At 66.2% G+C, this 22,102-nt stretch carries 23 protein-coding genes; 10 read left to right on the forward strand and 13 right to left on the reverse strand.

What is annotated here, in order from left to right; genetic code table 11:
- Positions 1–2: 2 nt before the first annotated feature.
- Positions 3–704: a phosphate regulon transcriptional regulator PhoB gene (gene phoB / locus A0J57_RS20335; RefSeq protein ID WP_061939769.1), complete on the forward strand. Its 702-nt coding sequence runs from the start codon at positions 3–5 to the stop codon at positions 702–704.
- 38 nt (positions 705–742) lie between these two features.
- Here the strand turns inward: phoB and A0J57_RS20340 are convergent, their stop codons facing one another.
- The 7 genes from A0J57_RS20340 to A0J57_RS20370 form a co-directional block, all read right to left on the reverse strand.
- On the reverse strand, positions 743–922 hold the full coding sequence (locus tag A0J57_RS20340; RefSeq protein ID WP_044660190.1) for a Trm112 family protein: 180 nt from the start codon (positions 920–922) through the stop codon (positions 743–745).
- Positions 919–1,527, reverse strand: a complete 609-nt coding sequence (locus A0J57_RS20345; protein WP_061939771.1) for an LON peptidase substrate-binding domain-containing protein — start codon at positions 1,525–1,527, stop codon at positions 919–921. Before A0J57_RS20345 ends, A0J57_RS20340 begins: the two co-directional genes overlap by 4 nt.
- Positions 1,528–1,541: 14 nt before the next feature.
- Positions 1,542–2,453, reverse strand: a complete 912-nt coding sequence (locus tag A0J57_RS20350) for a tetratricopeptide repeat protein (RefSeq protein WP_061939773.1) — start codon at positions 2,451–2,453, stop codon at positions 1,542–1,544.
- Between the two features lie 110 nt (positions 2,454–2,563).
- The gene (locus tag A0J57_RS20355) at positions 2,564–3,409 is read right to left on the reverse strand and encodes a MipA/OmpV family protein (RefSeq protein ID WP_061939807.1); all 846 of its coding nucleotides are present in this window, start codon (positions 3,407–3,409) and stop codon (positions 2,564–2,566) included.
- A 71-nt stretch (positions 3,410–3,480) separates the two neighbouring features.
- Positions 3,481–3,897, reverse strand: a complete 417-nt coding sequence (locus A0J57_RS20360) for a DUF2141 domain-containing protein (RefSeq protein ID WP_061939775.1) — start codon at positions 3,895–3,897, stop codon at positions 3,481–3,483.
- A 30-nt stretch (positions 3,898–3,927) separates the two neighbouring features.
- The gene (locus A0J57_RS20365; protein ID WP_061939809.1) at positions 3,928–4,641 is read right to left on the reverse strand and encodes a sterol desaturase family protein; all 714 of its coding nucleotides are present in this window, start codon (positions 4,639–4,641) and stop codon (positions 3,928–3,930) included.
- A gap of 46 nt (positions 4,642–4,687) precedes the next feature.
- Positions 4,688–5,578 carry a prephenate dehydratase gene (locus A0J57_RS20370; RefSeq protein WP_025548642.1) on the reverse strand — a complete coding sequence of 297 codons (891 nt, stop codon included), beginning with the start codon at positions 5,576–5,578 and terminating at the stop codon, positions 4,688–4,690.
- Between the two features lie 186 nt (positions 5,579–5,764).
- Between A0J57_RS20370 and A0J57_RS20375 the strand changes: the two genes are divergently transcribed.
- Together A0J57_RS20375 and A0J57_RS20380 are read left to right on the forward strand one after the other, a co-directional pair.
- Entirely contained in the window at positions 5,765–6,394 is a 630-nt protein-coding gene (locus tag A0J57_RS20375) for a cytochrome c family protein (RefSeq protein ID WP_044660194.1), read from the forward strand.
- A 33-nt stretch (positions 6,395–6,427) separates the two neighbouring features.
- Positions 6,428–7,012, forward strand: coding sequence for a GNAT family N-acetyltransferase (locus A0J57_RS20380; RefSeq protein ID WP_037482209.1), 585 nt, complete (start codon positions 6,428–6,430; stop codon positions 7,010–7,012).
- Between the two features lie 125 nt (positions 7,013–7,137).
- Here the strand turns inward: A0J57_RS20380 and A0J57_RS20385 are convergent, their stop codons facing one another.
- Both A0J57_RS20385 and A0J57_RS20390 read right to left on the reverse strand, forming a co-directional pair.
- Positions 7,138–7,941 carry a kinase gene (locus A0J57_RS20385; RefSeq protein ID WP_061939777.1) on the reverse strand — a complete coding sequence of 268 codons (804 nt, stop codon included), beginning with the start codon at positions 7,939–7,941 and terminating at the stop codon, positions 7,138–7,140.
- 1 nt (position 7,942) lies between these two features.
- Positions 7,943–9,259: a hemolysin family protein gene (locus A0J57_RS20390; RefSeq protein WP_061939779.1), complete on the reverse strand. Its 1,317-nt coding sequence runs from the start codon at positions 9,257–9,259 to the stop codon at positions 7,943–7,945.
- A 151-nt stretch (positions 9,260–9,410) separates the two neighbouring features.
- Between A0J57_RS20390 and A0J57_RS20395 the strand changes: the two genes are divergently transcribed.
- A complete protein-coding gene (locus A0J57_RS20395) occupies positions 9,411–10,091 on the forward strand; it encodes an OmpA family protein (protein ID WP_044660197.1) in 681 nt (226 codons plus the stop codon).
- A gap of 54 nt (positions 10,092–10,145) precedes the next feature.
- Here A0J57_RS20395 and A0J57_RS20400 read toward each other — a convergent pair whose 3' ends face one another.
- Positions 10,146–11,138 (reverse strand): esterase-like activity of phytase family protein, encoded by a 993-nt coding sequence (locus A0J57_RS20400; RefSeq protein ID WP_061939781.1) that lies wholly within the window; start codon positions 11,136–11,138, stop codon positions 10,146–10,148.
- A gap of 227 nt (positions 11,139–11,365) precedes the next feature.
- Between A0J57_RS20400 and A0J57_RS20405 the strand changes: the two genes are divergently transcribed.
- Complete coding sequence (locus A0J57_RS20405; protein ID WP_061939783.1) at positions 11,366–11,785, forward strand: glycine zipper 2TM domain-containing protein; 420 nt, start codon at positions 11,366–11,368, stop codon at positions 11,783–11,785.
- A gap of 190 nt (positions 11,786–11,975) precedes the next feature.
- On the opposite strand, the gene A0J57_RS20410 is transcribed toward A0J57_RS20405, so the two are convergent.
- Positions 11,976–12,203: a hypothetical protein gene (locus A0J57_RS20410; protein WP_025548654.1), complete on the reverse strand. Its 228-nt coding sequence runs from the start codon at positions 12,201–12,203 to the stop codon at positions 11,976–11,978.
- A gap of 214 nt (positions 12,204–12,417) precedes the next feature.
- Here A0J57_RS20410 and A0J57_RS20415 point away from each other — a divergent pair, with 214 nt between their 5' ends.
- The 4 genes from A0J57_RS20415 to metH all read left to right on the forward strand — a co-directional run bounded on the left by A0J57_RS20415 (position 12,418) and on the right by metH (position 18,080).
- Complete coding sequence (locus tag A0J57_RS20415; protein ID WP_025548655.1) at positions 12,418–13,389, forward strand: metalloregulator ArsR/SmtB family transcription factor; 972 nt, start codon at positions 12,418–12,420, stop codon at positions 13,387–13,389.
- Positions 13,386–14,321 (forward strand): methylenetetrahydrofolate reductase, encoded by a 936-nt coding sequence (gene metF / locus A0J57_RS20420; RefSeq protein WP_061939785.1) that lies wholly within the window; start codon positions 13,386–13,388, stop codon positions 14,319–14,321. Before A0J57_RS20415 ends, metF begins: the two co-directional genes overlap by 4 nt.
- The gene (locus A0J57_RS20425) at positions 14,318–15,364 is read left to right on the forward strand and encodes a homocysteine S-methyltransferase family protein (protein WP_061939787.1); all 1,047 of its coding nucleotides are present in this window, start codon (positions 14,318–14,320) and stop codon (positions 15,362–15,364) included. Before metF ends, A0J57_RS20425 begins: the two co-directional genes overlap by 4 nt.
- A gap of 118 nt (positions 15,365–15,482) precedes the next feature.
- A complete protein-coding gene (metH, locus tag A0J57_RS20430; RefSeq protein ID WP_061939798.1) occupies positions 15,483–18,080 on the forward strand; it encodes a methionine synthase in 2,598 nt (865 codons plus the stop codon).
- A 113-nt stretch (positions 18,081–18,193) separates the two neighbouring features.
- Here the strand turns inward: metH and A0J57_RS20435 are convergent, their stop codons facing one another.
- Positions 18,194–19,351 carry a serine hydrolase gene (locus A0J57_RS20435; protein ID WP_061939799.1) on the reverse strand — a complete coding sequence of 386 codons (1,158 nt, stop codon included), beginning with the start codon at positions 19,349–19,351 and terminating at the stop codon, positions 18,194–18,196.
- 181 nt (positions 19,352–19,532) lie between these two features.
- Between A0J57_RS20435 and A0J57_RS20440 the strand changes: the two genes are divergently transcribed.
- Positions 19,533–20,369 (forward strand): alpha/beta fold hydrolase, encoded by an 837-nt coding sequence (locus A0J57_RS20440; RefSeq protein WP_061939811.1) that lies wholly within the window; start codon positions 19,533–19,535, stop codon positions 20,367–20,369.
- Positions 20,370–20,488: 119 nt separating this feature from the next.
- Here A0J57_RS20440 and nadB read toward each other — a convergent pair whose 3' ends face one another.
- On the reverse strand, positions 20,489–22,093 hold the full coding sequence (nadB, locus tag A0J57_RS20445; protein WP_061939801.1) for an L-aspartate oxidase: 1,605 nt from the start codon (positions 22,091–22,093) through the stop codon (positions 20,489–20,491).
- Positions 22,094–22,102: the final 9 nt, after the last annotated feature.

The raw sequence follows: 22,102 nt of genomic DNA on the forward strand, positions 1-22,102 counted from the left end.
GCATGGCGCGGGCCAAGATGCTGTTGGTGGAGGATGACGCGGCGCTGGCCGAACTGCTCATCTGGCATTTCAAGCGCGAGGATTTCGAGGTCGCGCACACGGTCGACGGGGAGGAAGCGCTGCTTCTGGCGCAGGAGAATGTGCCCGACATCGTGCTGCTCGACTGGATGGTGGAAAGCCTGTCGGGCATAGAGGTCTGCCGCCGCCTGCGCCGCATGAACGGCACGGCCAACGTCCCGATCATCATGCTGACCGCGCGCGGCGAGGAGGAGGATCGCGTGCGCGGGCTGGAAACGGGCGCCGACGATTATGTGACCAAGCCTTTCTCTCCCCGCGAACTGGTGGCGCGGGTCGGGGCGGTGCTACGGCGGGTGCGCCCCGCGCTGGCCGGCGAGACGCTGATCTTCGCGGATGTCGAGATGGACACGGTGGGCCACAAGGTCCGACGCGGCGGGCAGGTGATCCCGCTCGGCCCCACGGAATTCCGGCTGCTCAAGCATTTCCTGGAGCATCCCGGCTGGGTCTTCTCCCGCGAGCGGCTGCTGGACAGCGTCTGGGGCCAGGACAGCGACATCGAACTGCGCACGGTGGACGTGCACATCCGGCGATTGCGCAAGGCGATCAACGCGGACGGCCGCTATCACGACATCATCCGCACGGTGCGTTCAGCGGGCTATGCGCTGGATACGGACGGGGTCGCGTAAAAGGCCGTCGCGGACAGACAGGGTCCGGTAGCGGTTCGTCACCCCGCTATGGACCGCGCCTCCCGCACCACCAGCACCGGGACGCCGTCGCGCACCGGAAAGGCGAGCCCCGCCGCCTCGGACAGCAATTCGCCCTGTTCCGCATCCCAGCGCAGGGGCGTGCGCGTCACCGGGCAGACCAGCTTCGCGAGCAGCGCCGGATCGATCCTGCCGCTCATTGCATCGTCGCCCCGCCGTCGCGTTCGATCCGCCCGACGATCTGCATCAGCTGGATGATCCGGCCGGCCCGTTCGCCCAGCGTATCCGCCTCCAGCAGGGTCTGCTTGGCCGCCGGATCGAACGGCACGATCTGCGCGATCCCGTTCACCAGCGCCATGTCGTCGAGCCGCGACACCGCCGTCCAGTCGACCACATAGCCCAGCGCATCGGCAAAGCGCCGCGATTCCTGCTCCAGCGCCGCCCGCTCCACGGCGGAGAGGATTTCATCCTCTTGCGCAATGGGCTCCACATCCGCCTCGATCTGGCGAAAGGCGGTGGGGACGTCCAGTTCCCGCACCACACGAAAGCGCGCAAGCCCCTTCAGCAGGATGTTGTACCGGCCGCCCTCCAACGCCTCGATATGGGTGATGTGGCCCAGGCAGCCCACATCGAACAGCGCGGGCTTGGTTCCTTCCTCCCGCGGCTGGATCATGCCGATGCGCCGGTCCCGCGCCATGGCGTCATGGATCATCGCCTGATAGCGCGGCTCGAAGATATGGAGCGGCAGTTCCATGCCCGGCAGCAGCAGCGCGCCCGGCAGGGGAAAGATCGAGACGCGCGACATGACGCCTGCGCCGGTCAGGAAAACAGGATCTGGGAAAGCTTGCGCCGCTGCCCCGCGACCCAGGGATCTTCCAGCCCCGTCGCCTCGAAAAGCTTGAGGAGCTGCGCCCGCGCCGCGCCGTCATTCCACGCCCGGTCGCGCCGAACCAGTTCCAGCAACTGCTCCGCCGCTCCATCGCGGTCGCCATTGGCCATCAGGCCGTTCGCCAGTTCGAAGCGCGCCTCATGATCGTCCGGATAGGCGGCGACCTTCGCCTCCACACCCGACAGGTCAGCCACCGGCCGGGCATCGCGCGCCAGCGCAATGGCGGCGCGTGCGCGCTCCACCGCCTGGCCCTTGGCCACATCGGCGGGCAGAGCGGCCAACGCCGCTTCGGCTTCGTCGAACTGTCCCAGCGCCACCAGCGCCCGCGCCGCGCCCGAAGCCACATCGGCATTGTCGGGCAGCATCTGATCGATCTGCCGGAACACGGACAGCGCCCGCTCCGCCTCGCCCCCGGCCAGCAATTCCTCGCCCATAGCGATCAGGGGCGCAATCTCCTCCAGCTGCGCCTTCTCCTCCGATTCGATCGGCAACTGGCCCAGCAACTGGTCGAGATATTGCTTGAACTGCCCCTCGGTCCGCGCCTGGCTGAGGTCGGCCACCGGCTGGCCCTGGAACACGGCATAGACGGTGGGGATCGACTGGACGCGGAACTGGGCGGCGATGAACTTGTCCTCATCGACGTTGATCTTGACCAGCTTGACGCCCTTGGCCGCATAGTCGGCGCAGACCTTCTCGATCACGGGCGCGAGCTGCTTGCAGGGGCCGCACCATTCGGCCCAGAAATCGACGATCACCAACTGGGTGCGCGAAGGATCCACCACATCGCGGCGGAAAGCCTCCACCGATGCCTTGTCGGCCTCGCTCAGTCCAAGGGTCGCCACTTCTCTTATCTCCTGCTGCAAACGCGGTTGCCAAGCCGCCCTCATACAGCGCCTTATGTGGGGCGTCACCCCATAGGAACAAGGGAGATCGGCCGGGGATCAGCCAGAGATCAAAAGGTGTAGCCGACGCCGATCGCGCCGATCCACTGATTCCGGGAGCCCGCGACGGACACGATGGGCGAGGCGGCATAGTCGCCCAGGATCCGCGAATAGCTGGCCGCGGCGAAGATCGCCCAGCCATGGCGCAGGTCGCCCGACAGCGACTTGCCGCCCGCCAGGCTGAAATTCACCTTCTTGAACCCCGAACCATCGCCTGCCCCGCCATAGGCCGGCAGCCCCGATGCGGCGGCGCCCGCCGGATCGACGTCATAATAATAGCGGCCATATTTCTTGCCGACATAGTCCGCCGACACGCCCAGCCCGACGAAGGCCGTCTGCGACAGCGGCGTCATATATTCCACCGCGGGCGTGATGACATAGCTGCCATGCGCGCCCGCCACATCCCTGGTCACGGCGACGCGCGCCGACAGATTGTCATAGGCGCTGGTGATCACCCCGGTCTTGCCGATGCCGACGAAGCCGCCGACCTCCACCGCGATGTCGCGCTTGCCCAGCAGGCGCACGGCATCGTCCTTGATGTTCCTGCGGCTCGACCGGTCGAAGCGGACGTTGACCACCGGGCCCAGTTCGAAGTCGACGCCGTCGGGATCGCTGTTGGGGATCGCGTCGACATAAAGGCCCGGACCGCGCGTCCAGAAGGCGAAGTCCTTCACCTTGCCGCGAAGCTGCGGGATGGGCAGGACGCGATAGTCGTCGGACCCTTCATAGCTCGGCACGGCGGCCACGCCCACGCCGATGGTCAGGCTGCTGCGATCATCCTGCTGGGCGAAGGCCGATGGCGCAAGGCAAAGGGCCGCGACGGCGAACGCCGCGGAAAGGCGACAGCGATGATGCATGATGAGCCTGTTCAAAGAGATTGTCGGGCAAGATAATGTTTTTACGGCATTACCGTTCCGCAGCGCGACATTCAGAGGAAATATTTGACCCTGATGTCCTGCCGCACCGCCGCCCCCGCCATGGCGAACTGCGCCGAGCGGAAGCTGGGCGCGCCGAAGCGGATCGCCGGATTGCGCGAAAAGCCCACCCCCTCGCGCGGAATGCCGGCCAGCGTGTCCAGCTTGCCATTGCCATTCTCGTCATGAATGATGGCGATCGCATAGGTTCCCGGCTCCATCCGGCCGAGGGGCACGATGCCGGCGGTCGCGGGGACGGTGAAATGCCGCCCGTCCGGATCGCCCCGGCAATCGGGGAAATGGTCCGCCTGCCGCGTCACGCAGATCAGGAAATTGCCCCTGGAGGACCGCAGACCCTGCACGTCCATGCTGAGCGGCTGCGCCTGCTCGGCCACCGCCGCGCCCATGACCAGCGGGACCGCCGCCATCATCGCTGCCCTGCCCTTCACGCCCGTCCTTCCCTAAAAATGGCCCAATCCCCTGTCGGTCCCGCACAGCCGGTCCCAGACGCGGAAATACAGGCCGTAATTGCACGCATATTGTTCATGATGCCGCTGGTGATGGCTGGCGGTGATCAGCCAGCGGCCGGCCCGGCCCTGCACCATCCAGCGCGGAAACATCTCCCATCCCATATGGTTGCTGACGCCCATCACCGTCATGATCGTCAGCACCACGCCCAGCGCGCCGACATGGATCGGAATCAGGAAGACCAGCGCCGGGATCACCACCGCGCCGGTCGCCGCCTCCCATGGATGGAAGCTCATCGCGGCCCAGGCCGTCGGCGGGCGGCTGGCATGATGCACGGCGTGGGCGATCCGGAACGGCCGGGGACGGTGCATCCAGCGGTGGGTCCAGTAGAACCAGGCGTCATGGGCCGCAAGGTAAAGCAGCACGGACAGCGGCAGATACCAGAGGGGAAAGGCATGGACGTCGGCATAGACCCGCGTCCAGCCATGCGCCTGCCAGCCCCAGGCGACGATGCCCGCCGGCACGCCGTAGATCAGTGCGGAGGCCAGCGACCAGGCGATTTCCCGCCTGACCTGCCGGTCCAGCCCGGCATAGAGGCCCGGCCTGCGATAACGGGTCGCCAGCGCGAAGGCGCCGCTCGCCAGCAGATAGCGCACGCCCACGATCACGCTCATGGCAAGGGCCGACAGAAGGATCGCGGTGAACATCGGCACGACCATAAGCGGTCTGGAGCCCGCCGTCACGCCCGGGCGCTCAGGTGCGCGGCCGCGCCTGCCGGTAGCTGCCGAGTATCCGCACCCATTTGGTGTGGAATTCCAGCTCCGCCAATGCCCGGTCGATGGCCGGATCGCCCGGCATCCCCTCTATGTCGCAATAGAATTCCGTCGCGGCGAAGCTGGCGCCGCGCTGATAGCTTTCCAGCTTCGTCATGTTGACGCCATTGGTGGCGAAGCCGCCCATCGCCTTGTAGAGCGCGGCCGGAATATTCTTCACCTCGAACAGGAAGGTGGTCATCACCGGGCCCACCCCCGCCGCCGGCATCTTCGGCTCACGCGAGAGCACCAGGAAGCGCGTCATATTGTCGGCGCTGTCCTCGATATTCTCCGCCACCAGCCGCAGGCCGTAGAGTTCCGCCGCCAGATAGGGGGCGATGGCCCCTTCCCCGGCCACCCGGGTTTCAGCGACCAGCGCGGCCGCGCCCGCCGTGTCGGCATAGCTGACCGGCTGGATGCCGCGTTCCCGCAGATAATGGCGGCACTGGCCCAGCGCCTGCGGGTGGCTGACCGCGCTTTTGACGGGGGTGCTGTCGACCGCCATCAGGCAGTGCCGGATGCGCAGGAAATATTCGTCGACGATATGCAGCCCGGATTCGGGCAGCAGGAAATGCATGTCGGCCACGCGGCCATGCAGGCTGTTCTCGATCGGAATGATCGCCCGCGCGGCGCGCCCTTCCCGGACCGCATCGATCGCATCCTCGAACGCGAAACAGGGCAAGGGAACGCAATCGGGCGCATAATCCAGCGCCGCCAGATGCGAATTGGCGCCCGGCGCGCCCTGGAAGGCGACGGCGCGAACGGGATCGACGGCGGCCTTCGCGGCGAGGTCCGCGACCAGATCGCGGGCGGGGGCGGGATAGTTTTCCATGGGCGCCTGCGCGCTTATTCACTTCATCGCGCCCGCGCAAGCATCCTCTCCGGCCGCAAAGCCATGAAAAGCGTGCGCGATCCCGTTCAAGGCCGCTTGCACGTTCGCGCTTGCGCCATTATGGCAGCGCGCTAGAGGGGACGCGAACCAAGCGGCCAGAACAGAAATCCAGGGGAATCCGAGCGAATGGGCGATCGTTTCAACACCGCTGCCGGTTGGGCTTTGTTCGCGGGTATCATCGCACTGGGCGGTGCCATCGTCAGTTCCAAATTCTTCCATGAGGAACGGCCCGAGAAAATGGGCTACGCCATCGAGGGCGTCGAAGCGGAAGGCGAAGGCGGCGCGGCCAGCGGCCCCGGCCTCAACACCCTGCTCGCCAGCGCGGACGTCGCGGCGGGCGAGAAGGTGTTCGCCAAGTGCGCGGCCTGCCACACCGTCAACCAGGGCGGCGCCAACGGCATCGGCCCGAATCTCTACGCCACGGTCGGCGAACCGATCGGCCAGGGCAAGGGCGGCTTCGCCTTCTCCGACGCGCTCAAGAGCAAGGGCGGCAACTGGACCTTCGAGAATCTCGATCACTGGCTGACCTCCCCGCGTGAATTTGCGCCGGGCACCAAGATGACCTTCGCCGGTCTCGGCAACCCGGCCGACCGCGCGAACCTGATCGCATGGCTGAACACCCAGGGTTCGAACCTGCCGCTGCCCGCCGCCGATGCGGCTCCGGCAGCCGGCGGCGACAATGCCGCGGCCGAGGGTGGCAATGCCGCCGCCAACGCGGCAGAGGCGCCCGCCGCCAACGCCGCCGCCAGCGAGTAAGAACTGGACAGCGAACCCATTCGGGTCGATGATCTGACGGGCGCGGCCTTGCTGGCCGCGCTCGACGCCTTGGCGGACCTGCGCATCACGGTCTTCCGCGCCTTTCCCTACCTCTATGATGGGTCGGGTGAAGCGGGCCGCGCCTATGAGCGCGATTATCTCACCGCCTATGCGAACAGCCCCGGCGCGCTGATCGCCGGGGCTTTCGCGGGCGACCGGCTGGTCGGCGCCGCCACCGCCGCTCCCATGGCCGACCATGCCGCGGAATTCGCCGCTCCTTTCCGGGCATGCGGCATGGACATCGGCCAAATCTATTATTTTGGCGAATCGGTGCTGCTGCCGGAATGGCGCGGGCGCGGGATCGGCCACGCCTTTTTCGACCGGCGGGAAGCCAAAGCGCGGGAACTGGGATTCGCCATGACCAGCTTCTGCGCGGTGATTCGCCCGCCGGATCACCCTGCCCGCCCCGCCGGCTATGCCCCGCTCGATCCCTTCTGGCGCGCGCGCGGCTATGCCCCGGTCGAGGGGCTGATCGGCCATTTCGACTGGAAGGATCTGGGCGACGACGCGGAAAGCCGCCATCCCATGCAATTCTGGGTGAAGCGTCTCATGGCCTGACGGGCGCGCTCGTCTGCCGCTCCTCCGTTTGAGATGCCCTTTTGGTCACCCCGGACGCGATCCGGTGACTGAGAAGCAAGGGGGCCGGATCAAGTCCGAGGCGGCGACCGCAGCAATGCCGGGCGTCAGCCGTTGCAAATCCCGATCACCCGCCGCATCTCGTCCAGCCTGATCGTCAGGTCCGCCCGGCCCGGCATCTCCTCCAGAATATGCCGGGTCAGCCGCTCATAATGCTGGACGAAGCGCGCAATCCGGGCATCCGGCATGCCGCCGCCAGCCTCCTTGCGCAGGTCATGCTCCTGCTGCGTCCGCCAGCGCCGGACGATCCCGAAGTCCGGCGCGGCCAGCAGCACCAGCCGGTCGAGCCGCGCGAACAGCGCCTGATAGTCCTCCGCCAGCGCCCGGTTTACAAAGGCGCGCCAGACGCCGTCCGCATCCTCCTCCCGCTCCAGGGCATTGACCGGCTCCACCAGCGCCGCCGCGCCCTGCGGCAGCGCACCGACGCACCAGCCCTCCAGCAGCAGCAACCGCGTGCCAGTCGCCGCCTTTTCCCATCGCCCTTCCGGCAAAGGATCGTCCGACGCCTTGTCGAAACGCGGCAGCAAGGTCGCCTCTCCCCGCTCCAACGCGTCGATCACCCGCAGCCCCAGCGCCACATCATGCGTCCCCGGCACCCCGCGCGTGCGCAGCAGCGGATGGATCGAACGGGCCATGGCCTCCCGCTCCGCCCGCGTGCGATACAGATCGTCGATGGAAAGGATCGCGGCCGGAATCCCGTCGCTCTGCAACCTCTGCCGCAAGCCCGCCGCCAGCGTCGACTTGCCGCTGCCCTGCGCCCCGCACAGGCCGATCACCAGCAGGCGACCGCCAGCCTCCTTCAGCGCCCGCCGCGTCAATCCCTCGACCGCGTCCAGCGCATCGTTCCGCATGCTATTGCTCCGCGATCAGCAGCTTGTCGATCTTGCGCCCATCCATATCCACGATCTCGAACCGCCAGCCCTGATCGTCGATGAAATCGCCCACTTCCGGCAAGCGCTTGAGCAGCCACAGCGCATGGCCGGCGACCGTCGCATAGTCGCGATCCTCCGGCAGGTCGATGCCGATCCGGTCCGCGAGCAGGTCCACCGGCATCTGGCCCGACACCAGCAGGCTGCCGTCCTCCCGCTCGACCAGGTCCGGCTCATCCTCGCTGTCCAGGTCGGACACGAAATGGCCTGCAATGGCGGAGAGCAGGTCGGCAGGCGTCGCAATCCCCTCGAAATGCCCATATTCGTCATGCACCATGACCATCGGCACCTCGGCCCGCCGCAGCACCTCCAGCGCGTCCATGGCGTCGACCTGATCCGGCACGACCTCCACCTTGCGCATCAGCCTTTCCAGGCTCAGCCCCTCGCCCCGGAACAGCGCGGTCATGATGTCGCGCGCCTGCACCACGCCGATGATGTCCTCCACCGTCCCCCGGCCCACCGGCAGGCGGGTGTGCGGCGTATCGAGCAGCTTGGCGCGAATAGCCTCCTCATCGGCATGGATGTCGATCCAGTCGACATCCATGCGCTGGGTCATCACCTCGCGCACCGGGCGGTCGGCCAGCCGCACCACGCCGGAAATGATGGCCCGCTCGCTCTCCTCGATCACGCCGGACCTGCTCGCCTCGGCCACGATCAGGTGCAGTTCCTCGGCCGTCACCTGATTTTCCGATTCGCGGGTCAGCCCCAGCAGGCGGAAGATGAGGGCGCTCGATCCGTCCAGCACCCAGACGATGGGGGCGGTGACCTTCGCCAGCCACAGCATCGGCCCGGCGACCAGCACGGCGATGGGCTCCGGCGCGCGCAGGGCGAACTGCTTGGGCACCAGTTCCCCGACGATCAGCGAGGCATAGGTGGTAAGGCCGATCACCAGGGCGAAACCGGCATTCTGCGCGGCATGGGGCGACAGGCCCAGCATCGCCAGCCGTTCCCCCGTCGGCCCGCCAAGGCTGGCGCCGGAATAGGCGCCCGCGACGATGCCGATCAGGGTGATGCCGATCTGCACGGTGGAAAGGAACTTGCCGGGATCGCTCGCCGCCGCGAGGGCGGAGCGCGCGCCGCGCCGCCCGGCCTTTTCCATCGCCTGAAGGCGCGGCTTGCGGGCGGATACGATCGCCAGTTCCGACATGGCGAACAGGCCGTTCAGCGCGACGAGCGCCAGGATGATGACGAGGTCGACCCAGGGAAAGGGCGTTGGAGCGTGCGGGGGGATATTGGCCATGGCGGTCGGCGGCCACCTATAACCCTGATTCTTACAATTTCACAACCGCCGCATCATCTGCAGTTCAGTTCGCTTGTGGAACAAAGGCCTCCTCTCATCCATTGGGGGTGCATCCGCTCCGTTCGGGCGCACGAGAAAGGGAAATATATCCATGCGGAATTTTCATCGCATCATCGGCGCGGCCGGCCTGGCCGCCATGCTGGCGACCACGGCCTGCACCACCGATCCCAACACCGGCAACCGCACCATTTCCAAGGCCGCGATCGGCGGCATCGGCGGCGCGCTGGGCGGTTATCTGCTCGGTGATCTGGTCGGCGGGCGGCATGACCGCACCGAAAAGATCCTGGGCGCGGGCATCGGCGCGGTCGCGGGCGCGGGCATCGGCGCCTATATGGACGCGCAGGAAAAGAAATTGCGCGAAGAAACCGCCGGCAGCGGCGTGGACGTGATCCGCGATGGCGACAATCTGGTGCTGCGCATGCCATCGGGCATCACCTTCGCCACCGACAGTTCCGCCGTGCAGCCCCAGTTCCAGCCGACGCTGAACGACGTCGCATCCGTACTGGCGCAATATCCCAAGACCTATATCGACGTGTACGGCCACACCGACAGCGACGGCACCGATGCCTATAACCAGGCCCTGTCGGAACGGCGCGCCCAGGCAGTGGGCGATTATCTGACGAGCCATGGCGTGCAGTCGGCCCGCATCGCCACGCGCGGTTTCGGGGAAACCCAGCCGATCGCATCCAACGCCACGGCGGAGGGTAAGGCGTCCAACCGCCGCGTCGAAATCAAGATCGCTCCGGTGACGGAGCAGGATGTGCGTAGCTGAGACGGGCTGGGGGGCCGGGAGGCCGGTCCCCGCCCGCTGTTCCTTCATGCCGCCCTATCCCTGCCAATCCAGGGCGAATTTCAGCAGCAGGGTGCGTTGGAAAAATTCGTGATTGTCGTCCGACGCGATCCAGACGATCCGGCGGCCGCCTTCCCGGCTCAGGGCCAATCCTTCGAAATTGTCGGCCAACAGGGGCGGCGCCAGCCGGGCGAGGACGCGCGCCTTCAGCCGGTCGCCGGGGCGCGGCTCTTCCGGTAGTTCGATGATCGCCAGGGTCGCCGTGAACAGTTCCTGCAAGGTCAGCCGCCGGTTGAGGACCAGCACATGCCTGTCGTCCAGCGCGACCGCGTCGGTCGGGCGATAACCGCGCGGCGGCACATAGCGCAGGTGCATGGGCGCCGCCGTGGCGGCTTCGGTCGGGTCGCCCGCGAACAGCAGCGTGTCGTGGCTGCCGTCGGCGGTCATCCCCATTTCCGCCAGGACGAGGAAGCGGCCGCCGGGCAGCCGCGCCAGGGATTCGACCGATCCCGTCTCCGGCCAGGCCTCGATCTCCGGCCAGGTGCGGCAGGCTTCGACGCGGGCGAAGCCGGGGGAATAACGGCAGATCATCTGTTGCAGTTCGAAGCCCACCCAATAGCGCCCTGTCGCCGGATCATGAGCCATCGCCTCCGAATCCCAGGCCCACCAGGGGCGCTCCCGATCCTGCGGGCGGATGGGAAGCGGGGCGATGAAGGGACGCCGTTCCGCCCTGCCCGGGCCGATGTGGAAACCCATCAGCGTGCCGGAATCGCTGAGCGCCAGAATCTGGCCGTCGGGTTCCGCCAGCAGCGAGGATATGCCGCCAAAGCCATGATGGGTGCTGCTGAGTTGCCATCCGCCCAGATAGTGCAGCATTCCAAGGTCGCGCTGGGCGGGATCGGCCGCGTTCAGGGACAAGGCGCGCGCCCGCACCAGCAATGGGCCGGGGCCGAAGGGTTCGGGCTTGTTCTTGTGCGGCGCGGGAAGCAGCAGGATCGCGAGCAGCAGGACGATCAGGATTCGGCGCATCGCCCTTGCCATAGGGGATAATCGGCCCCCGTGCAGGGTTTTTCGCGGCGCTGGCATCGACCGCCGAAAAGCGCGATAAGCGTTCCCGCCGGTTGCTCCAATGCTGAACGGCGGCTGACATCGCCATTCAGGCTTGGCTCAATGCGAATCGGGCAAAAGGGTCTCAATCGATGGTGAGTCCTCCGTGGAAGACCTGCCGTGATCGATGGCAAATGAGGAGCAACGCCATGAAGACGAAGTTTCTGATCAATCTGGGGGCGGCGCTGGCAATGGGCGCTGCCTCTCTGGCCGTCACCGCAACGCCGGCCATGGCCCGCGACGGCTGGGGCCGCCATTATGACCGTGGCGATTATTATCGCGGCGACCGCGGGTATCGCGGCTATCGCGGCGATGGTTATTACCGGGGCGGCGGCTATTATCGCGGCGACAGTTATTACAGGGGCTATCGCGGCTATCGCGGTGGCTATCGCTGCCGGGACAATGGCACGGGCGGCACCATCATCGGCGCGATAGCCGGTGGCCTGCTCGGCAATGAAGTCGGCAAGGGCAGCGGCCGCTACGGTCGCCGCGGCGACGGCACCACGGGCGCCATCATCGGCGCGGGCGTGGGTGCGCTGGCCGGGCGGGCGATCGACCGGGATTGCTGATCCACCGCTGAAGGATGAACGAAAAGAGGGCCGCTCCATCGGGGCGGCCCTTTTTTTGCCTTCTGACGCATCCTGTCGCTGCGACGCCAGGGCAAGCTCAGCCTGATGGAACCGACCGACCGGCGCGAGTCAAAGAAAAAGGCCGCCCCGTTTCCGGCGCGGCCCATTCCAGACAATTCCCTTCTGGGAATTACATCGCGTTCGCGGCAGCGTTGCCGGCCGTGTTCGCAGCGTTCGAAGCGGCGTTCGAAGCATTGTCGGCAGCGTTCAGCGCGGCGTTCATGGCGTTGTCGGCAGCGTTCGAAGCGTTCTCCGCGGCATTGGCCGAAGCGTTGGCGGCATTTTCCGCACCGCCCGAGCAGGCGGCCAGGCCGAGCGACGCGGCGAGAACGAGCGAAAGAGCAATCGACTTGGTCATGGGTTAACCCCTCTCTGAGAATAATAACGGTGCAGACCACTCTCGGAGAAAAGTTCACCCCCCATTGCGTCTGCGCCGCGATTCGTAATGAATCCGGCGACTCATGGCAATCCCAATCATGCGTCAAGCCCGTGATTCGGGGCTGTCAGGGGTTGAACGGCGCGGTTCCGAACGACCATTGACGCATATAAAGATTTCTTTATATGATCCATGCATGAGCGCAGCAATCGACATTTTCCGGGCATTGGGCGACCCGACGCGGCTGCGCATCATCTATCTTCTGCGCGCCATGGAACTGGCCGTGGGCGAAATCGCGCAGGTCGTGGGGCAAAGCCAGCCGCGTGTGTCCCGCCATGTCCGCATCCTGGCCGAAGCCGGTCTGGTGGAGCGGCGCAAGGAAGGCAATTGGGTTTTCCTGCGGCTGGGCAAAGAGGCGGAAATCGGACCCTTTCTGACGCTTTTCGACCAACTCGTGCCGTCGGAGGGCGAGCTGTTGTGGCAGAAGGCCGACCTCGCCCGGCTGGCGGCGGTACGGGCGGATCGCGCCCAGGCGGCGGAAAGCTATTTTGCCGAACATGCCGAGGAATGGGACGCGATCCGGTCCCTGCATGTGCCGGAGGGCGATGTGGAGGCGGCGATGACCGCCCTGCTGGGGGCGGAACCGATCGGCCATCTGCTCGACATCGGCACCGGGACCGGGCGAATGATCGAATTGTTCGGTCCGTCGGCGGAGCAGGTGACGGCGCTGGACCGCAGCCCGGACATGCTGCGGCTGGCCCGCGCCAAGCTGCCCGAGGATGCGGGCGACAAATATGCGCTGGTGCTGGGCGATTTCAGCGCCCTGCCGCTGGAGCCGGGCAGCGCCGATACGGTGGTGCTGCATCAGGTGCTGCACTATGCCCAGGCGCCCGAGGCGGTGATCGAGGAAGCGGCCCGGGTGACGGCGGCGGGCGGCCGCGTCCTGATCGCCGATTTCGCGGCGCATGAACGGGAAGAACTCAGGCTGCGCGACCAGCATGCGCGGCTGGGCTTTTCCGACGGGCAGATCGAAAGCTGGTTCGCGGATGCGGGCCTGGAACTGGAGCGGGTGGAGGTGCTGCCCGGCCAGGAACTGACGGTGCAATTATGGCTGGGCCGCCGCCGTGGCGCGCGCGTCCTGCCTATCGAAGGACGACTTTCCGCATGACCTTGAGCTTTCCCTCCGTCGAAGAGGCCCGGCGGGCGCTGGATGCGCCGCTTTACGCCGATCTGGCGGGCGACCTGAATGTGAGCTTCGAATTCTTCCCGCCCAAGACGGAGAAGATGGAGGAGCAGCTCTGGTCCGCGATCCAGACCCTGACGCCGCTGGCGCCGAAATTCGTGTCGGTGACTTACGGCGCGGGCGGGTCGACGCGGGAGCGGACGCATAACACCGTCGCGCGGATCGCGAAGGAAACGCCCTTGTCCGCGGCGGCGCACCTCACCTGCGTGGCGGCGAGCAAGGCGGAGATCGACGGAGTGGCCGACGCCTATTGGGAAGCGGGCGTGCGGCATATCGTGGCGCTGCGCGGCGATCCGCCGGAAGCGGGCGCGAAGTTCGAGGCGCATCCGGACGGGTACAAGGGCGCGGCGGAACTGGTCGAAGGGCTGGTGAAGCGCCATCCCTTCGAGATTTCGGTGGCCGCCTATCCGGAGACGCATCCCGACGCCTTGAGCGCGCGGGGCGACATCGACAATCTGAAGCGCAAGCTGGATGCGGGCGCGACGCGGGCGATCACGCAATTCTTCTTCGAGCCGGATACCTTCTTCCGTTTCCGCGATACGGTGGCGGCGGCAGGGATCGACGCGGACATCATTCCGGGCATCATGCCGGTCAGCAATTTCGCGGCGGTCCAGCGCATGTCGGCCATGTGCAACACCGATGTGCCGGGCTGGATGGGCAAGCTGTTCGAGGGGCTGGACGACCTGCCCGCCGCACGGCAGCTCGTGTCCGCGACGCTGGCGGCGGAACTGTGCCGCAAGCTTTATGCGGGCGGGGTGCGCGACTTTCATTTCTATACGCTCAACCGGGCGGAACTGAGCTATGCGATCTGTCATCTGCTCGGGCTGCGGCCGGCGACATTGGAGAAGACGGCATGACCGCCGAGGAACGCTTCCGCGCCGTGGCCGCGGAGAAGATCATGATATTCGACGGCGGCTACGGCACGTCGATCCAGAAACATGGGCTGACGGAGGCGGATTATCGCGGGTCGCTCGATCTGGCGAAGGACCAGAAGGGCAATAACGACCTGCTCTGCCTGACCCGGCCGGACATCGTGGAGGGCATCCACACCGCCTATCTCGACGCCGGTGCGGACATGATCGAAACCAACACCTTCTCCTCCACCAAGATCGCCATGGCCGATTATGGCTGCGAACATCTGGTGCGGGAGATCAACATCGCCGCCGCGCGGATCGCCCGCAAGGCCTGCGAGGCGGCGAGCGCGAAGGATGGGCGGCCACGCTTTGTAGCGGGGTCGATCGGGCCGACCAACAAGACGCTGTCGATCTCTCCGGACGTCAACGATCCGGCCTATCGCGAGGTCGATTACGATACGCTGAAGGCCGATTATCGCGAGCAGTGCGAGGCGCTGATCGAGGGCGGCGTGGACTTCCTGCTGGTCGAGACCTGCTTCGACACGCTGAACGCCAAGGCGGCGGGCATGGCGGCGCGGGAGGCCGAGGCGGCGGCGGGGCGGCCGGTGCCGCTGATGCTGAGCTTCACCATCACGGACATGTCGGGGCGCAACCTGTCCGGGCATACGATCAACGCCTTCTGGTATTCGCTGCGGCATTTGAAGCCGCTGACCATCGGGGTGAACTGCGCCTTCGGGGCGGATCTGCTGCGGCCTTATCTGAGTGAGCTGGCCAAGAATGCGGATACGTTGATCCTGGCTTATCCCAATGCCGGGCTGCCCAATGAACTGGGGCAATATGATGAGCTGCCGGAGACTACGGCGAACCTGATCCGCCAGTGGGTGGATGAGGGGCTGGTGAATATGGTCGGCGGTTGCTGCGGCACGACGCCGGCGCATATCGGCGCCGTGGCGAAGGCGCTGGCGGGGCACAAGCCTCGCATTGTGCCCGAACTGCCGGTGGTGACGCGGCTCGCGGGCCTCGAACCGATGCATATTGCCGCGTAAGATATAAATCCGTCATTCCCGCGAAGGCGGGAATCCATCTCCTGCTTTCTCCCCTGGTGCTATGTTGGGAGATGGATCCCCGCCTTCGCGGGGATGACGAAGAGAAGAGAAGCAGGGAATGACCCAATCGACCGCCACTTTCGTCAATATCGGTGAGCGCACCAACGTCACCGGATCGGCCAAGTTCAAGAAGCTGATCATGGCGGGCGACTATGCCGCGGCCATCGACATCGCCCGCGATCAGGTGGAGAACGGCGCGCAGATCGTCGACGTCAACATGGACGAAGGCCTGCTCGACGCCGTGGAGGCGATGACGACCTTCCTGAAGCTGATGACGTCCGAACCGGACATTGCCCGCGTTCCGGTCATGATCGACAGTTCCAAATGGGAAGTGATCGAAGCCGGACTGAAATGCGTGTCGGGCAAGCCCATCGTCAATTCGATCAGCATGAAGGAGGGTGAGGCAGCCTTCCTCCATCACGCCCGCCTCTGCATGGCCTATGGCGCGGCGGTGGTCGTCATGGCCTTTGACGAGACCGGCCAGGCCGACACGAAGGACCGCAAGGTCGAGATCTGCGAGCGCGCCTACAAGCTGCTGATGTCCATCGGCTTCCCGCCGGAGGACATCATCTTCGACCCCAACATCTTCGCCGTGGCGACCGGGATCGAGGAGCATAACAATTACGGCGTCGACTTCATCGAGGCCTGCCGGGAGATCAAGAAGCGCTGCCCCCATGTCCATATTTCGGGCGGCCTGTCGAACTTCTCCTTCTCCTTCCGCGGCAATGAGCCGGTGCGGCGGGCGATGCATTCGGTCTTCCTCTACCACGCCATTCCGGCGGGGCTGGACATGGCGATCGTCAATGCGGGCCAGCTCGACGTTTACGACGCCATCGACCCGGCGCTGCGCAAGGCGTGCGAGGATGTGCTGCTGAACAGCGATCCGGAGGCGGGCGAACGCCTGGTCGCGCTGGCGGAGAGTTTCAAGGGCAAGGATGCCGCATCGGAAAAGGCGGCGCAGGAATGGCGCGGCTGGCCGGTCGCCAAGCGGCTGGAACATGCGCTGGTCAAGGGCATCGACATGTATGTGGTCGAGGATACGGAGGAAGCCCGCCTCGCTGCCGCAAAGCCCATCGAGGTGATCGAAGGCCCGCTGATGGACGGCATGAACGTCGTCGGCGACCTGTTCGGCGCGGGCAAGATGTTCCTGCCGCAGGTGGTGAAATCCGCCCGCGTCATGAAGAAGGCGGTCGCCCACCTCCTCCCCTTCATCGAGGCGGCGAAGGAGCCCGGCGCCAAGGGCAAGGGCAAGGTCGTGATGGCGACGGTCAAGGGCGACGTCCACGACATCGGCAAGAACATCGTCGGCGTCGTGCTTCAGTGCAACGGCTTCGAGGTGATCGATCTGGGCGTCATGGTGCCGTGGCAGGACATCATCAAGGCGGCGAACGAAAATGACGCCGACATGATCGGTCTCAGCGGCCTCATCACCCCCTCGCTGGACGAGATGGTGACGGTCGCGGCGGAAATGCAGCGCGCGGATATGACCATGCCGCTGCTGATCGGCGGCGCGACCACCTCCAAAGTGCATACCGCGCTGCGCATCGATCCGGCCTTCACCGGGCCGGTGGTGCATGTGCTGGACGCCAGCCGGGCGGTCGGCGTCGCGACGGCGCTCGTCTCCGAAACCCAGAAGACCGATTTCGTCCAGAAGACCAAGGATGATTATGCCCATGTCCGCGCCGCCCGAGAGGGCAAGGGGCAGAGCAAGCTGCTCAGCATCGAGGAAGCGCGGGCCAATGCCTTCGAGATCGACGAGAGCCTGAAGCCCGGCAAGCCGCGCCTGCCCGGCGTCCACCGCTTCCCGGACTGGGATCTGAAGGACCTGCGCAACTATATCGACTGGACGCCCTTCTTCCGCGCATGGGAACTGGCGGGCAATTATCCGGCGATCCTGGAGGACAGGGTGGTGGGCGAAAGCGCGACCAGCCTGTTCACCGATGCGCAGAAGATGCTCGACCGCATCGTGGACGAGAAATGGCTGACGGCGCGCGGCGTGGCCGGCCTGTGGCCCTGCCGCCGCGAAGGCGACGACATCATCGTCCATGTCGAGGATGAAAAGCATGTCCGCCTGCCGATGCTGCGCCAGCAGATCGCCAAGCGGGAGGGCCGGGCCAATATGTGCCTTGCCGACTTCATCAGCCATGATGGCGACTGGATGGGCGGTTTCGCCGTGTCGATCCACGGGATCGAGCCGCATCTGGCGCGGTTCAAGAACGCTATCGACGATTATTCGGACATATTGCTCAAGGCGCTGGCGGATCGTCTGGCGGAGGCCTTTGCCGAGCGGCTGCACCATTATGTGCGCACCGCGCTATGGGGCTATGCCGAGGGCGAGCAGCTTACCAACGAGGCGCTGATCAAGGAGCAATATCGCGGCATCCGGCCCGCGCCCGGCTATCCCGCCTGTCCGGAGCATAGTCTGAAGCCGCTGCTGTTCGACATGCTGGACGCGCATCACGCGACGGGCATTTCGCTGACGGAAAGCTTCGCGATGCTGCCGACGGCGGCGGTCAGCGGCTTTTACTTCGGGCATCCGCAGGCGGAATATTTCGGCGTGGCGCGGGTGGGGCGCGACCAGCTGGAGGATTATGCCGGGCGGCGCGGGGTGGATCTGGAGACGGCCGAGCGCTGGCTGCGGCCCAATCTGGATTAGGGCTTATTCCATAGTTCCCGCGCAGGTGGGCACTCATCTCCCATAAGAAGGTGCTTGATGCACGGTCAGGAGATGGATTGCCGCCTTCGCGGGAATGACGGGAAGCGAAAAACTTACCGCGCCTCGTGGTTGGCCGCCACCGCCTTCGCCACCGCCTGCATCAACTGCCAGCGCGTCGGGATCGGTTCCGTCGTGCTGCCGATCATCACCGCGACCGCATAGCTGGTGCCGTCGGGCGCGGTCATGATGCCGATGTCGTTGAACCCGGTCGAACGCGCGCCCAGTTCCTGACCCGTGCCGGTCTTGTGCAGATAATGCCATCCCGCCGGCACGCCGCCCTTGATCCGCTGCGGCCCCGTCTTCGCCTCGCCCATGATCGAAAGCAGCAGTTGCGACGATGCCGGGGAAAGCATGTCGTTCTGCTTGAGCTTCGCCAGCGCCTGCACGATGGAGGATGGCGCGGCGCCGTCCGGCGGGCTGGCCAGATAATTGTCCAGCGCCTTCTGCCGCACCGATAGGGGCAGCTTGGCGCGGGCGGCATAGAAGTTGCGGCCGATCGAATAATCCTGCCGCCATTCCAGGCCCGCCGTGGTGGATTGCAGCAGCCGCTCGCCGGGCCCGAAGCGGATATCCTTGATATAGCGCCGGGCGAGATAGCCGCGCACCGCTTCCGGCCCGCCGACGGCGCGCAGCAGCGTGTCGTTGGCGGTATTGTCGCTCTGCGTCATGGCGCGGCGCATCAGGTCGGAATAGGTGGTGGTCCAGCCGGCATTGCCGACCAGGGCGGCGGTCGGCTGGTGGAAGAGGGTCAGGTCCTTCTTCGTGATGGTGGTGCTGTCGCTGAGGCGGATCTTGCCCCGGTCGACCGCGTCGAGGAAGGTCATGGACACCCAGAGCTTCGAAACGCTCTGCTGCGGGAAGAGCAGATTGCCGTTCCATGCAACGGTCCAGTCGCTGCCGATGCGGCGCACGGCGATGCCGACCTTGCCGTTGAAGCTCTGGCCCAGGTTGCGGATCACGCTGACCAAAGCGGGCGGCGGCGTTTCCCTTTGGTCGACCTTCAGCGCTTCGAAGGGCTTGGGCGGATTGGCGACCGGCTTGATCGGGAAGGTCGCGGTGGAAGGCTGCGGCCGCTGCTGGACCGCCGCATAGGGCTGCTGCGGCGCGCTGACGCATGCCGAAAGCGCCGCCATCAACAGGACGAGCCGGGCCGAGCCGCTATTGCCGCCGCCATTTGGGCGCTTGTCGCGCCCTCCCTTGAAATTGGTCATCGAAATCCCCGCACTCTCCTTTCGCATTAGGGTTCAGACCCGCGCCGGGTGACAAGAATCATGCGATGAACGATTCCACAAATGCGATGTAAGGAGGCTGAACGAGGCGCGCCTTAACTCAGTTGAGGTTCAGGCGAAGGACTGCAAGGAAGCGCCGATGAACCACATGCCGATGAACCACATGATGAACAGACGGGCGATGATGCGGGGGGCGACTGCGCTGCTGGCGGGCGGCATGTTGCCGGCACGGGCGTGGGCGGCGCCCTTCGCTTCGCGCCGCATTGCCGTGACGACTCGCGGCGCCGGTCGCGATGTCGTGCTGATCGCGGGGCTGGCGAGCGGGCCGGGGCTGTGGAACGGGGTGGTCGGCGCGCTTTCCGGTTATCGCTGGCATCTGGTCCACGTGCGGGGTTTTGCCGGCCTGGCGGCGGACGCCAATGCCAGCGGGCCGCTGGTCCAGCCTTTGGCGGACGAGATCGCCCGCTATATCGCGGCGGCGGGGCTGGAGCGGCCCGCCATCGTCGGCCACAGCATGGGCGGCACGCTGGCGATGATGCTGGGTTTGAAGGGGCTGGCGGGGCGGCTGATGGTGGTCGACATGCTGCCCGAAGGGGCGGCGATGGTCGGCGGCACGGCGCAGGGCATGGGCTTCCTGGCCGATCAACTGGGGCAATATTTCACCGGAACCAGGGCGGGCCGCGCCTATCTGGCGCGGATGCTGGCGGAAATGCCGGGCGCCCGGGGCAGCGATCCGGATGTCGTCGCCAATGCGCTGCGCGATCTCGCCAATGTCGACCTGGGGCCGCAACTGGCGCGGCTGACCGCGCCGATGGAGGTGGTCTATGCCGTCGGCAGCGATGCGGCGCAGGCGGGCGAGATCGGCCGAACCTTCCGCGCCGCCTATGCCGCCAAGCGCGGCGTGCGGCTGGTGCCCATCGGCCCCAGCGGCCATGTCGTCATGGCGGATCAGCCGGCCCGCTTCAACGCGGTCCTCGGCAATTTTCTGAAGACGGTTTGACGCCGATCAAAGGCGCGGCGGGACAGCAGGGGTAAAAGCAATCCGACGCCTTCCTCCGCGTCACTCCTCGACTCATGGCGCAGCGCGATGGACGCTGCGCCACCTTTTTTCAGCTTCTTTCAGGGCGCCAGCACCGTATCGACCGCCTGCGGCAGCATCGCCGGATAATCGAGCGTATAGTGCAGCCCCCTGCTCTCCTTGCGATGCAGGGCGGAGCGGACGACCAGACGCGCGACCTCCAGCAGGTTGCGCAGTTCGATGAGGTCCGGCGTCACGCGGAAATGGCCGTAATATTCGTCGACTTCTTTCGCCAGCAGGTCGATGCGGTGCTTGGCGCGCTCCAGCCGCTTGGTGGTGCGGACGATGCCGACATAGTCCCACATGAAGCGGCGGATTTCCTTCCAATTATGCTGGACGATGACCTCTTCGTCCGAATTGGTGACGCGGCTTTCGTCCCAGGGGCGGATCGGCGGCGGCGCGGGCAGTTCGTCCCAATGGGCGCGGATGTGCCGGGCGGCGGCTTCCCCGAAGACGAAGCATTCCAGCAGCGAATTGGAAGCGAGGCGGTTGGCGCCGTGCAGCCCGCTTTCGGTGACTTCGCCCGCCGCATAGAGCCCCGGCAGGTCGGTGCGGCCATCCAGGTCGATGACCACGCCGCCGCAGGTATAATGCTGCGCCGGGACGACCGGGATCGGTTCCTTCGTGATGTCGATGTCGAGGTCCAGCAGGCGCGCATAGATGGTCGGGAAATGGGTGCGCACGAATTCCGGCGGCTTGTGGCTGATGTCGAGATGGACATAGTCGAGGCCGAGCCGCTTGATCTCATGGTCGATGGCGCGGGCCACCACGTCGCGGGGCGCGAGTTCGGCGCGTTCGTCGAAGCGGGGCATGAAGCGCTCGCCGCCGCCGGGCACGCCGGGGGGGAGCTTCAAATGCCCGCCTTCGCCGCGAACCGCCTCCGTGATGAGGAAATTCTTGACCTCCAGATTGTAGAGGCAGGTAGGGTGGAACTGGTTCATCTCCATGTTGGAGACGCGGCAGCCCGCGCGCCAGGCCATGGCGATGCCGTCCCCGGTCGCGCCCCGGGGAGCCGTGGAGAAGAGATAGGTGCGGCCCGCGCCGCCGGTGCAGAGGATCGTCGCCTTGCCCAGGATCGCGTCGACATGGTCCGTCAGCCTGTTGAAGGCATAGACGCCCCATACATGCCCGTCGCCCGAATAGCGCTCGCCATGGCGGCTGGTGATGAGGTCGATGGCGACCCTGTCCTCCAGCAGCGTGATGTTGGGATTGGCGCGGGCGGCCTTCAGCAGCGCGACCTGCACGGCATGGCCGGTGGCGTCGTCGACATGGACGATGCGGCGGTGGCTGTGACCGCCTTCGCGGGTCAGGTGCCAGCGTTCGCCGAATTCCTCGCCCCCGTTAAAGGGCACGCCCAGTTCCGCCAGCCGCTCGATGGCGGCGGGGGCTTCGGAGACGACGAATTCGACCGTGCTGCGGTCGTTCAGGCCCGCGCCTGCGACCATCGTATCCTCGATATGCGCCTCGAAACTGTCCCCGGCGTCGAGCACGGCGGCGATGCCGCCCTGCGCCCAGTTGGTGGACCCGCCGTCCAGCGCTCCCTTGGCCAGCACCACGACCTTGCGGTCCTGCGCCAGGTTGATGGCGGCCGTCAGCCCCGCCGCGCCGGAGCCGATGATGACGACGTCATAGGTGGTGGTGGGCATATAGTCTTC

Origin of the sequence: Sphingobium sp. 22B (assembly GCF_001580035.1) — a bacterium.
GTDB lineage: Bacteria > Pseudomonadota > Alphaproteobacteria > Sphingomonadales > Sphingomonadaceae > Sphingobium > Sphingobium fuliginis.

Coding starts and splice junctions, on each gene's coding strand:
- A0J57_RS20435 (WP_061939799.1), bottom strand. CDS start 19,351: ATGACCAATTTCAAGGGAGGGCGCGACAAGCGCCCAAATGGCGGCGGC.
- A0J57_RS20410 (WP_025548654.1), bottom strand. CDS start 12,203: ATGACCAAGTCGATTGCTCTTTCGCTCGTTCTCGCCGCGTCGCTCGGC.
- A0J57_RS20365 (WP_061939809.1), bottom strand. CDS start 4,641: ATGTTCACCGCGATCCTTCTGTCGGCCCTTGCCATGAGCGTGATCGTG.
- A0J57_RS20390 (WP_061939779.1), bottom strand. CDS start 9,259: ATGGCCAATATCCCCCCGCACGCTCCAACGCCCTTTCCCTGGGTCGAC.
- A0J57_RS20345 (WP_061939771.1), bottom strand. CDS start 1,527: ATGTCGCGCGTCTCGATCTTTCCCCTGCCGGGCGCGCTGCTGCTGCCG.
- A0J57_RS20375 (WP_044660194.1), top strand. CDS start 5,765: ATGGGCGATCGTTTCAACACCGCTGCCGGTTGGGCTTTGTTCGCGGGT.
- metH (WP_061939798.1), top strand. CDS start 15,483: ATGACCCAATCGACCGCCACTTTCGTCAATATCGGTGAGCGCACCAAC.
- A0J57_RS20340 (WP_044660190.1), bottom strand. CDS start 922: ATGAGCGGCAGGATCGATCCGGCGCTGCTCGCGAAGCTGGTCTGCCCG.
- phoB (WP_061939769.1), top strand. CDS start 3: ATGGCGCGGGCCAAGATGCTGTTGGTGGAGGATGACGCGGCGCTGGCC.
- A0J57_RS20440 (WP_061939811.1), top strand. CDS start 19,533: ATGATGAACAGACGGGCGATGATGCGGGGGGCGACTGCGCTGCTGGCG.
- nadB (WP_061939801.1), bottom strand. CDS start 22,093: ATGCCCACCACCACCTATGACGTCGTCATCATCGGCTCCGGCGCGGCG.
- A0J57_RS20415 (WP_025548655.1), top strand. CDS start 12,418: ATGAGCGCAGCAATCGACATTTTCCGGGCATTGGGCGACCCGACGCGG.
- metF (WP_061939785.1), top strand. CDS start 13,386: ATGACCTTGAGCTTTCCCTCCGTCGAAGAGGCCCGGCGGGCGCTGGAT.
- A0J57_RS20355 (WP_061939807.1), bottom strand. CDS start 3,409: ATGCATCATCGCTGTCGCCTTTCCGCGGCGTTCGCCGTCGCGGCCCTT.
- A0J57_RS20370 (WP_025548642.1), bottom strand. CDS start 5,578: ATGGAAAACTATCCCGCCCCCGCCCGCGATCTGGTCGCGGACCTCGCC.
- A0J57_RS20405 (WP_061939783.1), top strand. CDS start 11,366: ATGAAGACGAAGTTTCTGATCAATCTGGGGGCGGCGCTGGCAATGGGC.
- A0J57_RS20425 (WP_061939787.1), top strand. CDS start 14,318: ATGACCGCCGAGGAACGCTTCCGCGCCGTGGCCGCGGAGAAGATCATG.
- A0J57_RS20400 (WP_061939781.1), bottom strand. CDS start 11,138: ATGCGCCGAATCCTGATCGTCCTGCTGCTCGCGATCCTGCTGCTTCCC.
- A0J57_RS20395 (WP_044660197.1), top strand. CDS start 9,411: ATGCGGAATTTTCATCGCATCATCGGCGCGGCCGGCCTGGCCGCCATG.
- A0J57_RS20385 (WP_061939777.1), bottom strand. CDS start 7,941: ATGCGGAACGATGCGCTGGACGCGGTCGAGGGATTGACGCGGCGGGCG.
- A0J57_RS20360 (WP_061939775.1), bottom strand. CDS start 3,897: ATGATGGCGGCGGTCCCGCTGGTCATGGGCGCGGCGGTGGCCGAGCAG.